Below are 13,068 nucleotides of genomic sequence, written 5' to 3'. Positions count from 1 at the left end.
TGGCCCGGCGTCATGGCCGCGGCTGGGACGGGCTGAACGCCTGGGCGACGGCGAGGCTGTCCTCGTAGACGTGGTGCCGGGTGACGAGGCCGCCCTCGAGCGTGAGATGCAGGGCGAACCGCGCACGATAGGCGCGCCCGGTGGGCCTGGCGGTCTGCCGGATCTCGCCCAGCACGACCGCGTCATCGCCGTCGACGAGAACCCGCTCCACCTCGGTGGCCGCCTCCTCGGGCACATGATGCCGGGCCAGTTCCCGGAAGTGGTCGACCACATCCGCACGCGTGGACCGATGCCGGATCCACGGAGTGGCCGCGCGACCGTGCTCGCCCTCCGGCCAGTCCAGCTTCCAGTCACCGCGCTCGGCATACAGCTCGGCGATCCGCTCGGGATCACCCTCACCGATGCGGCGCAGCAGTTCCTCCACCAGGGCGCGAGTGGTCATGGGCGCGGCCAAGGACATGGTGATCCCTCCGAATCGGAAACCTTGCGGGGAGCGATCACCATGCTGGCGGGGGCAGCGGTGCGGCGCGATTACGTCCGGGGTAATGCGCCCCGCCTCATGGCGGCGGGCTCCGTTTCAGGCCACGCGCCTGGCCGCGACTCGGGCGAGCAGGGCATCTCGCACCGCGGGCCATTCGTCCGCGAGGAGGCTGTAGTACAGCGAGTCACGGCGACTGCCGTCCGGGCGGCGCATATGGCTGCGCAACGTCCCCTCGTGGACCAGGCCGAGGCGGGCCAGGGCACGCTGCGAGCGCACGTTGAGGTTGTCCGTGCGCAGGGCCAGCCGCGCGAGCCGCAGGTCGTCGAAGGCGTGGCCGAACAGAAGCAGCTTGGACTCGGCGTTGTACGGGCCGCCCCAGCAGGAACGGTCGAACCATGTCGCGCCGATCTCGGTGCGGCTCTCGACGAGGTCGAGGTCATACATGCTGGTTGAACCGATCACGGTGCCGTCAGCGCGCCGTTGCACCGCGAAGCAGCGCCGCGTGGGGTCGGCGATCATCTCGCCGAGCATGTCCCGCAGTTGGCCGACACTCTCGGGGCGCGGCCGGGGCATCCACCGCCAGACCTCGGGGTCGGACGCGGAGGGGAAGAGGGCCTCGGCGTGGTCGGTGGATAACGGGATGAGGCAGACAACAGTGCCTTCGAGCGACCATTTGTTCACCGGCACAGAATAGGCCCGTGATCGTCGGGCGACAGCCGTACAGCTACTGGGGGCCGTCGGCGGGGTCAGTGCCAGGGCGGGGTTAGTGCCAGAGGGAGATGGCCAGGCCGAGGCCGGCCAGGGCTATGGCGATTCGGAGGGGGGTTTCGGGGAGGCGGCGGACGGCCGCGGGGCCGAGTCGGCTGCCCAGGAGGGCGCCCAGGCCGAGGGTGGCGGCGGCGGGCCAGTTGACGGGGGCTACGGCTACGTAGGCGACCGCGGCCGTTACGTTGGCCGCGCCGGTGGCGATGTTCTTGACGGCGTTGGTGACCGGGAGGGGTTCCGTGGCCGTCAGGGAGAGCACTGCCAGCATCAGGACACCCGAGGCCGCGCCGAAGTAGCCGCCGTAGAGGCCGACCAGCAGGACCGCGCACGCCAGCGGGAGGGTGGGGCGGGTGGCGTGGGCCAGGGGGCGTGGGCGGGAGGCCATGAGCCGGCGGAGCGGGTCGCGGACCAGGATCAGGACCGAGCCGAGGGCGATCAGCCACGGTACAACGGCCTCGAAGGCGGAGGACGGGGTGCCCAGCAGCAGTGCGGCCCCAACCGCGCCGCCCAGCGCCGCGATGGTGGCGAGCCGGAGGAGGCGGTCGCGCTGGCCGCGGAGTTCGGTGCGGGATCCGGCCGCGGTGCCGACGGTGTTGGAGAACAGCGCCACCGTGTTGGTCACATTCGCGGCCACCGGCGGCAGTCCCACCGCCAGCAGCGCCGGATAGCTGAACAGCGAGGCCAGCCCCGCGATCGAACCGGCGAGCCCGGAGGCCACACCGGCCGACACCAGCAGCGCCGCGGAGCCGATGCCCATCCGTTCCCCACCCCTGTGCCTGTGCCCGGTGCGCCGCGTCGGCGGCGCCGCCTCATCCTCCAGGGAGGGCTGTCTTCCATGCAAGACGGTGTTCATGTATATAGACCATGGACAGCTGAGGCACAGGGGTGCTTGTGCGCTTGTTACCAGGTCAGGGCGGTCTGCGCGTCCGTCTGCCAGTACGTGACCTTCGCCGCGCTGTCGACGTAGACCGAGCCGCCGGGCAGTTCGACCGGCTTGGGGTCCTCGCTGCCGTCGATGAAGACCTCGAGCGAGTCGACCTTGCCGCCCTCGGCGCCCGAGCCGTCCGCCGCGGAGGTGGTGATGCCCGCGTAGGCGCTCTCGCCCGGGGCGAGCATGACCACGGCCTGCGGCTTGCTGTCCTCGTTCACCGGGGTGGCGGCCTGCGCGTTGGAGCCGAACTTCAGGCCCGGGTAGCCGACCAGCTTGCAGTCCACGCCGGCCTTGTTGGTCGCCTTGAGCAGCATGTGGTTGATGGGGCTCTTGACGTTCTGGACGGTGATGGCCGTCTTGTTGATGTCGCAGTCGCCGACCGGCTCGGACTCGGAGCCGCCGCCGGACTTCTGGGTCCGCGACTTCGCGTCCTTGACGCCCGTGACGCCCTCCTTGCCGCCCGCAGCGCCCTCCTTACCGGCCTGGCTCCCCTTGCCGGCCTGGCTCCCCTTGTCGGCCTGGTTCTCCTTGCCAGCCTGGTTCTCCTTGCCGCCCTCGGCCTTGTCCGCGCCCTGTGCGTCCGTGCCGGACGCGGGGGCCGTGGCCGACGAGTTCGCCTTGCCCGCGTTGTCCGAGCCTCCGTCTCCGCCCCCGCTGCACGCGGCGGTCACGCTCAGGGCGGCGACGGCCACGATGGATGCGGCGATCGTACGGACGGTGCGGCCGCGGCGGTAAGCGGTGACGTTCATGGTGGGCTCCCCCAATGGGTCGGCGGTCCGGCCGGTGTTCCGCACCGGCCCTCGGTATGGCTATGAGCCTTCCGTGGTCCGCTGCCGTATCACTGCCGTCCCGACACCGTTCCGCTAACGCGCCGCTAACAGAACTTCCCCGTCCACACCGGCCGTTCGCCCTCGCGCACCGCCCTGGCGCACATCACCGTTCCGCCACGTCCTGGACCGCATGGTCCGCCGAGGCCCCGGCCGACCTAATGTAGGTCTCCGGTAGGGCCGTGTTCGAGACGCGAAAAACAGCGCGGGAGAGGCGCGGGAGAGGGGATCGGCGATGCCGCTGGCCACCGGGGATCCGGAATCCATAGGCGGCTACGCCCTGCTCGACCGGCTCGGGGCGGGCGGCATGGGCGTCGTCTATCTCGGGCGTGCGGCCTCGGGGCGGCAGGTCGCGATCAAACTGGTCCATGAGCAGTACGCGCAGGACGAGGAGTTCCGCACCCGCTTCCGGCAGGAGGTCGCGGCGGCGCGCCGGGTGAGCGGGGCGTTCACCGCCCCCGTCGTGGACGCCGATCCGGAGGCCGACCGGCCGTGGATGGCCACCCTGTACGTACCGGGGCAAACCCTCTCCGAGGTCGTACGGAGGAACGGCCCCCTGAGCGGGCGGGAGTTGCGGACGCTCGGCCTCGGGCTGGTCGAGGCGCTGCGCGACATCCACCGGGCCGGGGTGGTGCACCGGGATCTGAAACCGGCCAACATCCTGATGGCCGAGGACGGTCCCCGCGTCATCGACTTCGGCATCTCCCGCGCCGTCGACAGCCAGACGCTCACCGTCACCATCGGGCGGGTGCTCGGCACCCCGCCGTTCATGTCGCCGGAGCAGCTGCGCAGCCCGCGGGGCGTCACGGGGGCGTCGGACGTCTTCTCGCTGGGCTCGCTGCTGGTGTACGCGGCGCGGGGCAGCAGCCCGTTCGAGTCGGACAGCCCCTATCTGTCGGGCTACCAGGTGATGTACGAGCATCCGACGCTGGAGGGGGTCCCGGAACCGCTGCGGCCCATCGCGGAGCGCTGTCTGGCCAAGGAGCCGGAGGCCCGGCCGGAGCTGGACGAGCTGCATCGCATGCTGCGCGAGCTGTCGGACTTCCCGGCGGCTTCCCCGTCGGCGGCCGACAGCTCCGCGACGGTCGACGGGCATGGGGCGGTCAGTGGCCCGGCAACCGTTGGACCTCCGCCCGTCTCCCCCGCCCCGGCACCGGCCCCGGCCCACGCCCCCGAGCCCCCCGCCCCCCAGCGGACCGCATCCAAGCGAGGCGCCCGGCGGCGGCTCGTCGTCACCACCACCGGAGTGGCCGTGGCCCTCACCGGGCTGATCGTCGCCGCCGCGGTCTTCGCCCCGGACATGACGGACTCGTCGGGCGACGCGTCCGCCCCCGCCGACGCCGCGCACTCCCAGCAGCCCGCCTCGCTCCCCAAGGGCTGGCAGCCGTGGCGGACGGATCTGCGGGTCGCGACCGATGGGCCGCCCCTCGTCTACGACGAGCCCGGATGCGCCCCGGAGGACGGCCGGACCCTGTACTGCGGCGGCAGCGGGTTCACGGTCGCCAGGGTCGACGCCGCCACCGGCCGCGTCCAGTGGCGTTGGGGCACCCGCCCCCAGCTGGCGCGGCCCATCGGAGTACGGGACGGAATCGTCTACACCTACCGCGATGCGGAGGGGGGCGGACGGTCCGTCGTGGCCCTGGACGTCGTCACCCGGAAGCAGCGGTGGGAGCGGAGCATCAGCGGCTCCGCCGACGTGCACATGTTCCGCGGCGGGGTGCTGACGCTGTCGCCGGACGACCGGGAGCTCGTCGCCTACGGGCCTTCGGGCGCCCGGCTGTGGCAGTCACCGGCGCCCGAGGGGAGGTTCTGCGAGCCGACGGCGCTGAACGGGGCGCCGTACGCCCTGTGCGCGCCCGCCGACTCCAGCGGCCTGGCCGCCGACGGCCCGTACGACCTGCTGGCGTTCGACCCCTCCGACGGCCGGCAGCGGCACCTCACCACCCTCCCGCGGAAGACGCTGAGCCTCGGCGCGGTCCAGGGCAAACCGCTGTTCGTGATCCCGCAGACCGGGAAGGAGGTGTACGACTCGGGGTACGAGCGCCCGTACAAGGGCCTGGTGCGGGTGGATCCGCGCACCGGCGAGATCACGCGGATCCCACTGAAGCGCCCCGTGCTCGGCAAGCCGACCCTGCTGCACGGCGCCGTCTACTTCGTCCGTCCCAACGGGACGGTCACCGCGGTGGCGGCGGACAGCGGCCGGGAGCTGTGGCAGCGGGTGACGGAAACGGAGAGCCTGTCCGAGCCGGTGCTGTCCCGGCGGTACGAGCAGCTGTACTTCGCCAACCGCTTCGGCCGGCTGCTGGCGCTGGACGCGGACGACGGCAAGGAGGCGTGGCGCACGGCCGCGCTGAACGACCCCGGGAACTCGGCGGAGGACACGGAGCCGAGGGTGGTGCTCGTCAAGGACGCGATCGTGGCGACGGCCGGGGACACGGCGTTCTCCGTACGGCCGGACCGTCCGTCGGTTCATCCGGCGGTCCATCCGTCGGGCCATTCGTCGGTTCACCCGTCGGACCGGCCGTCGTCCTGAGCTGCGCGGTGTGACGCCCCGGCTATGCCGGGGTGGCCGGGCCCACGAGTTCGTCCAGGACGTCCGTCATCGTGACGAAGCCCAGGACCGTGCCGGTGTCGGCCGTCACGGCGGCCAGGTGGGCACCGGTGGCGCGCATGGTGGTGAGGGTGTCGTCCAGCGGGGTGTCGGCGCGCACGCGGGGGACGGTGTGGACGGCGGTGCGGGGGAAGGGGCGGTCCCGGTCGGCGATGCCGAGGGTGTCCTTGATGTGCAGATAGCCCAGGATGGCGCCGCCGGGCCCGGTGACCGGGAGACGGGAGCAGCCGGAGGCGGCGGCCGTGCGTTCCAGTTGGGCGGGGGTGACGCGGTGGTCGACGGTGACCATTTCGTCGAGGGGGACGAGGATGTCGCCGACCCGCCGGGTGCCCAGCTCCAGCGCGTCGCGCAGCCGCTCGCCGCCGGACTTGTCCAGCAGCCCCGCCTCGCTGGAGTCCCGTACCAGCTGGATCAGTTCAGCGTCGGTGAAGACCGACTCGACCTCGTCCTTCGGCTCGACCTTCAGCAGCCGCAGCAGCGCGTTGGCGAACGCGTTGACGCCGAAGACGACGGGGCGCAGCAGGCGGGTCAGGGCCACCAGCGGCGGGCCGAGGAGGAGCGCGGTGCGCTCGGGCGCGGCGAGGGCGATGTTCTTGGGGACCATCTCGCCGATGAGCATGTGGAGATACGTGGCCGCCGTGAGCGCGATGACGAACGCGATCGGATGCACCAGGGCGTGCGGGACGTGCACGGCGTCGAAGCCGGGCTCCAGCAGATGGGCGATGGCCGGTTCGGCGACCGCGCCCAGCACGAGGGAGGAGATGGTGATGCCGAGTTGGGCGGTGGCCATCAGCGCGGACAGGTGCTCCAGCGCCCACAGCACACCGCGTGCCCGCTTCTCCCCCGCCTGGGCGCGCGGTTCGATCTGGCTGCGGCGCACGGAGATCAGGGCGAATTCGGCGCCGACGAAGAAGGCGTTGGTGAGGAGGGTGAGGGCGCCGATGGTGAGTTGGACGACGGTCATCGGGCGGCCTCGGGGGACTGGGTGGTCTGGACAGCCTCGGGAGGCTCGGTGGGGTGCGCAGTTTCGGGGGACTGGGGGGCGACAGCCTCGGCGGCTTCCGTGATCCGTACGCGGTCGGCGCGGTGGTGGTCCACCTTCAGGACCGTGAGCTGCCAGCCGTCGTCCGTCTCGAGGGTGTCCCCGGCCGCCGGGATGCGCCCCAGGGCGGTGGCCAGGAGGCCCGCGACCGTTTCGTACGGGCCCTCGGGAGCGGTCAGGCCGATGCCGGTGAGCTCGTCCAGCCGTACGCCGCCGTCCGCCTCCCAGGCGCCGGGGCCGAGGGGGACCAGGCCCGGCGTCTCGTCGGGGTCGTATTCGTCGCGGACGTCACCGACGATCTCCTCGACGATGTCCTCCAGGGTGGCGATGCCCGCGGTGCCCCCGTACTCGTCGATGACGACGGCCATGGTGTGCGCGCGGCGCAGCCGGTCCAGCAGCCGGTCCACCGGGAGGCTGTCGGGCACCAGGAGCGGGGGCGTGGCCAGGTCGGTGACGGGGGTGGTGGCGCGGCGGGCGGCGTCCAGGGCGAGGACGTCGCGGATGTGCACGGTGCCGACCACCTCGTCCAGGGTGTCGCGGTAGACGGGGAGGCGGGACCGCCCGGTGGCCAGGGTGAGGTTGGCCGCGTCGGCGGCGGTGGCGTGGGCCTCCAGCGCCCGGACGTCCACGCGCGGGGTCATCACGTTCTCGGCGGTCAGCTCGCCCAGGTGGAGCGTGCGGACGAACAGCTCGGCCGCGTCCTGCTCCAGCGCGCCCTCGGCGGCCGAGTGGCGGGCCAGCGCGACCAGCTCGTCCGGCGTACGGGCCGAGGCCAGCTCCTCGGCGGGCTCCAGGCCCATGCGGCGCACCAGGCGGTTGGCCGTGTTGTTGAGGTGGTGGATCAGCGGGGCGAAGGCGGCGGTGAAGGCGCGCTGCGGTGAGGCGACCGCCTTGGCCACGTGCAGCGGGCGGGAGATGGCCCAGTTCTTGGGCACCAGCTCCCCGGCGACCATCAGCACCACCGTGGAGACGGCCACGCCCAGCACCACGGCGGTCGTCGAGGCCGCGCCGGCGGGCAGGCCGATCGCGGTGAGCGGGGTTTCGAGGAGGACGGCCAGCGAGGGCTCGGCGAGCATGCCGATCACCAGGGAGGTGACGGTGATGCCCAGCTGGGCCCCGGAGAGCTGGAACGTCAGCCGGCGCACGGCCGTGAGCGCGCTGTCGGCCCCGCGCTCACCGGCTTCGGCGGCACGCTCCAGGGCGCCGCGCTCGACGGTGGTGAGGGAGAACTCGGCGGCCACGAAGAGGGCGCAGGCCAGGGTGAGGGCCAGCGCGAGGAGAAGCAGCAGGATCTCGGTCACCGTGCCAGTCCCGTCTGCCCGACAAGGGGTGCTCCGGTGAGGGGCGGGCGGGGAGTGGCACGGGTGGTACTGGGAGGTTCGCCCATTGCGGGTCCGGTACTCCTTACGTCGCTGGGAGAGTGCTGCGAGGGCGCTGGTAGGTCAAGTGTCCTCACACCCATAGTAAAGGGACAGTAAAGGAGTGCGCCCGCCGGGCGCCCGCCGGGCAGCCGCTACGGTCCGCACCAAAATCGGCTCCGCCTAACCTGCGGCTTTTCCGCGTCGGCTCGATTGGCCCCGGGGCTGCCTGTCGTCGGCACAGGTTTATCGGCAATACTTCCGGCCGTGGAGCAGAGCACTGGACCGATCATCCCGCCCATGCACACCGCCGGGACGGATCCGGGGTACGTCCCCGGCCTGACGTCCCCGCGCCCTGCCGATGTGGAGGAGGACGCCCCGGACAAGGCAGCGGCGGAGCAGCCGCCGGAGGAAATCACCGCCGAGGACGAGCCGGAGCTCGACGAGCGCGATGAGCTCGACGAGGAAGAGGGCGTCGAGGAAGCAGGCGTCGAGGCCGGGACGGAGTCCGACGGCGAAGCCGGTGCGTCGAAGGACGACGACGCGGAGGACGAGGACGAGGACGGCGGGGTCGCCTTCGAGGTGTCCGACCGGCGCGGTGCGATACGAGCCGGGCGCCGCGGGGTCGTATTCGAACTCGACGGCGAGAAGGCCGAGTTCGGATGGGACGAGATCGGCGCGGTGGAGGTCGACACCCCGCGGTTCGGCAAGCGCTTCGGGATCACCGTCTATACGACCAACCGGCGCTGGTACACCGCCGATGTCGAGGCACCGGCCCGCAAGCTCCTCAAGGAATGGACGGCGGAGCTGGACGCGGTGCTCGACGCGTATTTCGAGGACTCGGAGGACGCCGGGGCCGAGGCCGAGGCTGAAGCCGAGGGCAAGGCCGGCGAAGCCGACGACTCCAAGGACACCGACGCCAAGGACGCCACCTCGTAGCGGCCGCCCACGCGGGTGGCGGTTCGCCCGATCCCCGCTGCGCACAACCGTATCCGGCGCCGGGAAAACGGTCTAACGTCGGATTTCAGCAGCGGAACAACGGGGGGCGGCTGCCGCATGACACCGGATGATCCTGTGATCGGTCGCACCGGGGTGCTCCTTCTGGGCACCCGTGGTGCCAGTGGTCCCGGCGAGGTCCTGGTGCGCGTCAGGGGCGGTTCGGAGACGTTCCTCGCCTGGTCCTCCGACCCGCTGCCGCAAGGCGCGTCCGTCCTCGTGATCGACTTCCGCGGTTCCCGCCAGGTCGACGTCATCGAGTGGACCGATCCATTGAACGCGTCGTCCGGCCGGGCCGGCGGCGCCGGTTGAGGAGACGAAGGATGTTCGGTTACCGCGTGCCCGCACCCGACCAGGCGATGCTGATCTCGGGGGGCAGGCGTGGACATGGGGGTGCGCCGTTTCGCGTGGTGACCGGGCACGGCAAGTTCGTGCTTCCGGTCTTCCGCAAGGTCCGCTTCCTGACGCTGGCGATGTGTGAGGCCGAGGTCGAGGAGAAGTGCGTCAGCCGACAGGGCATCACGCTGACGGTGCGCGCGGTGATCGCGTTCAAGGTGGGCAATGACACCGAGTCCATCGTCAACGCGGGGCAGCGGTTCCTCTCCGACCAGGATCAGATGGCGGTGCTGACGGGGCGGATCTTCGCGGGTCATCTGCGGTCCATCATCGGCTCGATGACGGTCGAGGAGCTCATCACCGAGCGGCAGAAGCTGGCCACCGAGGTGCTGGACACCTCCAAGGCGGAGATGGCGAAGATCGGTCTGATCGTGGACTCGTTGCAGATCCAGTCGATCGACGACGGCGACACCGGCTATATCGACGCGATGTCCGCCCCGCACAAGGCCGCCATCCAGCGGCAGGCCCAGATCGCCCAGGCACAGGCCAGCCAGGCGGCGTCCGAGGCGCAGCAGGAGGCGGCGCGCAACCAGGCCGAGTACGCACGGCAGACGGCGGTGGTGCAGGCCCAGTACAACGCCGAGGTGGACCGCGCCCAGGCGCAGGCCGCCCAGGCCGGACCGCTGGCGGAGGCGCACGCGCAGCAGGAAGTGCTGTCCGCGCGGACCGAGTTGGCCCAGCGGGCGGCCGATCTGCGGCAGCAGCAGCTGGTGGCCGAGATCGTGAAACCGGCGGAGGCGGAGGCCGAGCGGATCCGGGTGGTGGCGCTGGCCGAGGCGGAGCGGATGAAGATACAGGCCGAGGCGGCGGCCTCACACGGCCGGGTCGCGCTCGACCGCATGCTGATCGACCAACTGCCGCAGATCGTCAAGGAGGCCGCGTCCGGGCTCTCCGGTGCGAACGTCAACGTCCTCAACGGGGCGGACGGGCTGGGCGAGATCGCGGCGGGCCTGGTCGGCCAGGGGCTGACCATCCTGGACGCGGTACGGCGCAACATGGGCGCGCCGGGCGCGGCGGACGAGCCGAAGCGGCGGGACGAGCCGAAGCCGCGGGGCGGGGCGGACGACGGCGCGGTCGAGGTCCGTTAGGCGACGGTGGTGGGGCCGACTCCTCGGTCATGGCCCCGGCTCCGTCCGGGCGTTGCTACCGTGAGAAACCCCAGCCAGCCGAGAGGGCCGAGGAACGTGACCACTGACCGCCCGCACCGCGTCAGCGTCGCTGGAGTCATCGTGGACGAGCGCGGCCGGGCGCTGCTGATCAAGCGGCGCGACGGCAGCACCTGGGAACCTCCGGGCGGTGCGCTCGACCCCGACGCCACCGTCCCGGACGCCCTCCAGCGCGAGATCCTCGAGGAGACGGGCGTCAAGATCGCGCTCCCGGCCGCGCTCACCGGGGTCTACAAGGACATGAACGACCTCACCGTCTCCCTCGTCTTCCGCTGCGAGGCCCTCGACGGCACCCCCGCCACCGGCCCCCGCACCCGCGCCTGGCGCTGGGCCACCCGCGCCGAGGTCCCCGATCTCGCCGACGAGGCGTACGCCGTGCGCGTCCTGGACGCGCTCGACACCGCCGCCCCACCGGCGATCCGCGCCCACGACGGCGTCACGCTGGTCTGACGTACGGCTCGCCTCGTCCGACAGTCGATTGGCGTACGGCTCACGACGCCAGCAGTCGCGTCAGCTCGTCCGCCACCGCCCGTGCCGCCGGGCTGGTCCAGCGCCGGCGGTGGCGGGTGAGCTGGACGGGCACCGGGGGGATGGCCGGGCCGTGGACCTCGGCGAGATAGCCCTCGCCGAGCTGGCGTTCCACCGTGGCGCGGGGGAGCAGCGTCAGACCGAGGCCCGCGGCGACACAGGCGCGGGCGGCCTCGATGCTGCCGAAGCGGGTGAGGCGCGGTGCCGGGCCGGGGAGGGCGAGGAGGGTGCGGACGAGGTGGTCGCTGTAGGAGCAGCCCTGTTCATGGACGAAGAAGCTCTGCCCGGCCAGTTCGTCCCAGCCCGCCTCGCGTCCGGCCAGCGGATGGCCGGGGGCGGCGACGTAGACGAGGGGTTCGCGGGCGATGGGGCGGGCCACCAGGTCGGCGTCGGTCACGTCCTGTTCGAGGAGCAGGACGAGGTCGAGCCGTCCCGTGCGCAGCCCCTCGACGGCCGCCGCGCTGCCCGCGGGGTGGAGGTTGAGGTCGATACCGGGGTGGGTGCGGCGCAGCGAGGCGATCACGCGGGGGAGGTGCGAGGCGCACAGCGACTCGCCCGCGCCGAGGGCCACCGGGCCCTCCACCGCGCCGTCCGCGCCGTCGCCGTTCCCGGCCGCCGCCACCGCGCGCAGCCGGGCCTCGGCGTCCAGGACCTCCTCGGCCTCCGTCAGCAGCCGGCGACCGGCGCTGGTCGGCAGGGCGCCTGAGGGCAGCCGGTCGAAGAGGCGGGTGCCCAGCTCCCGTTCCAGGGTGCGTATCTGGACGGTGACGGTGGACTGGGCGAGATGGAGTTCGGTGGCGGTCGCGGTGAAGCTGCCGGTTCTCGCCAGGGCCGCGAACGTCTTCAGGAGTCGTGTGTCCACGACGGTCAGGATAGATGGGCTCCTACCTGCTCTCATTGGGTTTCTCGATCGAATCGAACGAAAGGAATCGTTGGACGCGATACTGGGAGCGGTGGAACCGTGGACGGCATGACCGCACCCACCGAACCCACCACGCCCGGCACCGCGTCCACCGCCTCCACCGCCTCCGCCCCGGACGTCGACGTTCTGCACTACTCCGCCTTCACCACCCGCCCGGACGGCGGCAACCCCGCCGGTGTGGTCCTCGACGCCGCGGCCGTCGCGGACGACGACGCGGCCATGACCGCCATTGCCGCACGGGTCGGCTACTCGGAGACCGCGTTCATCACCGAGCGGGACGAGGCCGCGCGCCGCTACCGGCTGCGGTACTTCAGCCCGCTCGCCGAGGTCGCGTTCTGCGGACACGCCACGATCGCCACGGCCGTGGCACTCGCCGAGCGCGACGGCCCCGGTGAGCTGGTCTTCGACACGGCGTCGGGCGAGATCCGCGTCGCGACCACGGCCGACGGCGACGGCCCGCCCCGCGCCACGCTCACCAGCGTTCCCACGCGGTCGCGCCCCGCCGACCCGGGCACGGAGCTCGAGCCGACGCTGGCGGCGCTGGGCTGGTCCGCGGACGACCTGGACCCGGCCCTGCCCCCGCACGTCGCCTTCGCGGGCAACGACCACCTCGTCCTCGCCACCGCCACCCGCGAGCGGCTGGCGGACCTCGACTACGACTTCGACGCGCTGGACGCGGTGATGCGGCGGCGCGGGTGGACGACGGTGCATCTGGTGTGGCGCGAGACGGCGGACGGCTCTGCCGAGACCGCGGACGGCTCTGCCGGGGACCTGGTCTTCCACGCCCGCGATCCGTTCCCCGTCGGCGGGGTGGTCGAGGACCCGGCCACCGGCGCCGCGGCCGCCGCCTTCGGCGGTTATCTGCGGGTACTCGGCCTGGTCGGCGACCGGACCAGGGTCCGGATCCGCCAGGGCGAGGACATGGGCCGCCCCAGCGACCTGCTGCTCGACGTCACGCCCGACGACCCTCGGTCGCGGGTCAGCGGCCAGGCCGTCCCGATCCCGGAGACCCAGCGATGAACGATCCCGCGAACCGCATGAGAAG

13 protein-coding genes are annotated in these 13,068 nt (G+C 72.4%); 6 read left to right on the top strand and 7 right to left on the bottom strand.

Going from position 1 to position 13,068, the window contains the following annotated elements:
* Positions 1-10: 10 nt before the first annotated feature.
* The 4 genes from ACT2CW_RS04245 to ACT2CW_RS04230 all read right to left on the bottom strand — a co-directional run bounded on the left by ACT2CW_RS04245 (position 11) and on the right by ACT2CW_RS04230 (position 2,926).
* Complete coding sequence (locus ACT2CW_RS04245) at positions 11-460, bottom strand: nuclear transport factor 2 family protein (RefSeq protein ID WP_164433449.1); 450 nt, start codon at positions 458-460, stop codon at positions 11-13.
* 117 nt (positions 461-577) lie between these two features.
* Positions 578-1,162, bottom strand: a complete 585-nt coding sequence (locus ACT2CW_RS04240; protein WP_445515529.1) for a GNAT family N-acetyltransferase — start codon at positions 1,160-1,162, stop codon at positions 578-580.
* Between the two features lie 82 nt (positions 1,163-1,244).
* On the bottom strand, positions 1,245-2,003 hold the full coding sequence (locus ACT2CW_RS04235) for a sulfite exporter TauE/SafE family protein (RefSeq protein WP_445515528.1): 759 nt from the start codon (positions 2,001-2,003) through the stop codon (positions 1,245-1,247).
* Positions 2,004-2,146: 143 nt separating this feature from the next.
* Positions 2,147-2,926: a DUF4232 domain-containing protein gene (locus ACT2CW_RS04230; protein WP_445515527.1), complete on the bottom strand. Its 780-nt coding sequence runs from the start codon at positions 2,924-2,926 to the stop codon at positions 2,147-2,149.
* 313 nt (positions 2,927-3,239) lie between these two features.
* Between ACT2CW_RS04230 and ACT2CW_RS04225 the strand changes: the two genes are divergently transcribed.
* On the top strand, positions 3,240-5,537 hold the full coding sequence (locus tag ACT2CW_RS04225; RefSeq protein ID WP_445515526.1) for a protein kinase domain-containing protein: 2,298 nt from the start codon (positions 3,240-3,242) through the stop codon (positions 5,535-5,537).
* A 22-nt stretch (positions 5,538-5,559) separates the two neighbouring features.
* Here ACT2CW_RS04225 and ACT2CW_RS04220 read toward each other — a convergent pair whose 3' ends face one another.
* Together ACT2CW_RS04220 and ACT2CW_RS04215 are read right to left on the bottom strand one after the other, a co-directional pair.
* Entirely contained in the window at positions 5,560-6,579 is a 1,020-nt protein-coding gene (locus ACT2CW_RS04220) for a hemolysin family protein (RefSeq protein ID WP_164433457.1), read from the bottom strand.
* Positions 6,576-7,958: a hemolysin family protein gene (locus ACT2CW_RS04215; protein WP_445515525.1), complete on the bottom strand. Its 1,383-nt coding sequence runs from the start codon at positions 7,956-7,958 to the stop codon at positions 6,576-6,578. Before ACT2CW_RS04215 ends, ACT2CW_RS04220 begins: the two co-directional genes overlap by 4 nt.
* Positions 7,959-8,282: 324 nt before the next feature.
* On the opposite strand from ACT2CW_RS04215, the gene ACT2CW_RS04210 reads away from it, so the two are divergent.
* From ACT2CW_RS04210 to ACT2CW_RS04195, 4 genes are all read left to right on the top strand, one after another.
* On the top strand, positions 8,283-8,954 hold the full coding sequence (locus tag ACT2CW_RS04210; RefSeq protein WP_445515524.1) for a hypothetical protein: 672 nt from the start codon (positions 8,283-8,285) through the stop codon (positions 8,952-8,954).
* Positions 8,955-9,071: 117 nt separating this feature from the next.
* A complete protein-coding gene (locus ACT2CW_RS04205) occupies positions 9,072-9,323 on the top strand; it encodes a hypothetical protein (protein WP_037954073.1) in 252 nt (83 codons plus the stop codon).
* Between the two features lie 11 nt (positions 9,324-9,334).
* Positions 9,335-10,495: an SPFH domain-containing protein gene (locus ACT2CW_RS04200; protein ID WP_445515523.1), complete on the top strand. Its 1,161-nt coding sequence runs from the start codon at positions 9,335-9,337 to the stop codon at positions 10,493-10,495.
* 96 nt (positions 10,496-10,591) lie between these two features.
* Positions 10,592-11,023 carry an NUDIX hydrolase gene (locus ACT2CW_RS04195; RefSeq protein ID WP_037954070.1) on the top strand — a complete coding sequence of 144 codons (432 nt, stop codon included), beginning with the start codon at positions 10,592-10,594 and terminating at the stop codon, positions 11,021-11,023.
* 40 nt (positions 11,024-11,063) lie between these two features.
* On the opposite strand, the gene ACT2CW_RS04190 is transcribed toward ACT2CW_RS04195, so the two are convergent.
* The gene (locus ACT2CW_RS04190; RefSeq protein WP_445515522.1) at positions 11,064-11,963 is read right to left on the bottom strand and encodes a LysR family transcriptional regulator; all 900 of its coding nucleotides are present in this window, start codon (positions 11,961-11,963) and stop codon (positions 11,064-11,066) included.
* Positions 11,964-12,071: 108 nt separating this feature from the next.
* On the opposite strand from ACT2CW_RS04190, the gene ACT2CW_RS04185 reads away from it, so the two are divergent.
* Positions 12,072-13,043 carry a PhzF family phenazine biosynthesis isomerase gene (locus ACT2CW_RS04185; RefSeq protein WP_445515521.1) on the top strand — a complete coding sequence of 324 codons (972 nt, stop codon included), beginning with the start codon at positions 12,072-12,074 and terminating at the stop codon, positions 13,041-13,043.
* Positions 13,044-13,068: the final 25 nt, after the last annotated feature.

The sequence above is a fragment of the Streptomyces sp. NEAU-174 genome, assembly GCF_052665095.1.
Note: the sequence above shows the minus strand (reverse complement) of the source record. Positions and strands in the feature narration are given on the sequence as shown.

What these genes read in the sequence shown, in the direction of transcription:
- ACT2CW_RS04200 (WP_445515523.1), top strand. Translation starts at nt 9,335, where the DNA reads ATGTTCGGTTACCGCGTGCCCGCACCCGACCAGGCGATGCTGATCTCG.
- ACT2CW_RS04230 (WP_445515527.1), bottom strand. Translation starts at nt 2,926, where the DNA reads ATGAACGTCACCGCTTACCGCCGCGGCCGCACCGTCCGTACGATCGCC.
- ACT2CW_RS04235 (WP_445515528.1), bottom strand. Translation starts at nt 2,003, where the DNA reads ATGGGCATCGGCTCCGCGGCGCTGCTGGTGTCGGCCGGTGTGGCCTCC.
- ACT2CW_RS04205 (WP_037954073.1), top strand. Translation starts at nt 9,072, where the DNA reads ATGACACCGGATGATCCTGTGATCGGTCGCACCGGGGTGCTCCTTCTG.
- ACT2CW_RS04245 (WP_164433449.1), bottom strand. Translation starts at nt 460, where the DNA reads ATGTCCTTGGCCGCGCCCATGACCACTCGCGCCCTGGTGGAGGAACTG.
- ACT2CW_RS04220 (WP_164433457.1), bottom strand. Translation starts at nt 6,579, where the DNA reads ATGACCGTCGTCCAACTCACCATCGGCGCCCTCACCCTCCTCACCAAC.
- ACT2CW_RS04225 (WP_445515526.1), top strand. Translation starts at nt 3,240, where the DNA reads ATGCCGCTGGCCACCGGGGATCCGGAATCCATAGGCGGCTACGCCCTG.
- ACT2CW_RS04185 (WP_445515521.1), top strand. Translation starts at nt 12,072, where the DNA reads ATGACCGCACCCACCGAACCCACCACGCCCGGCACCGCGTCCACCGCC.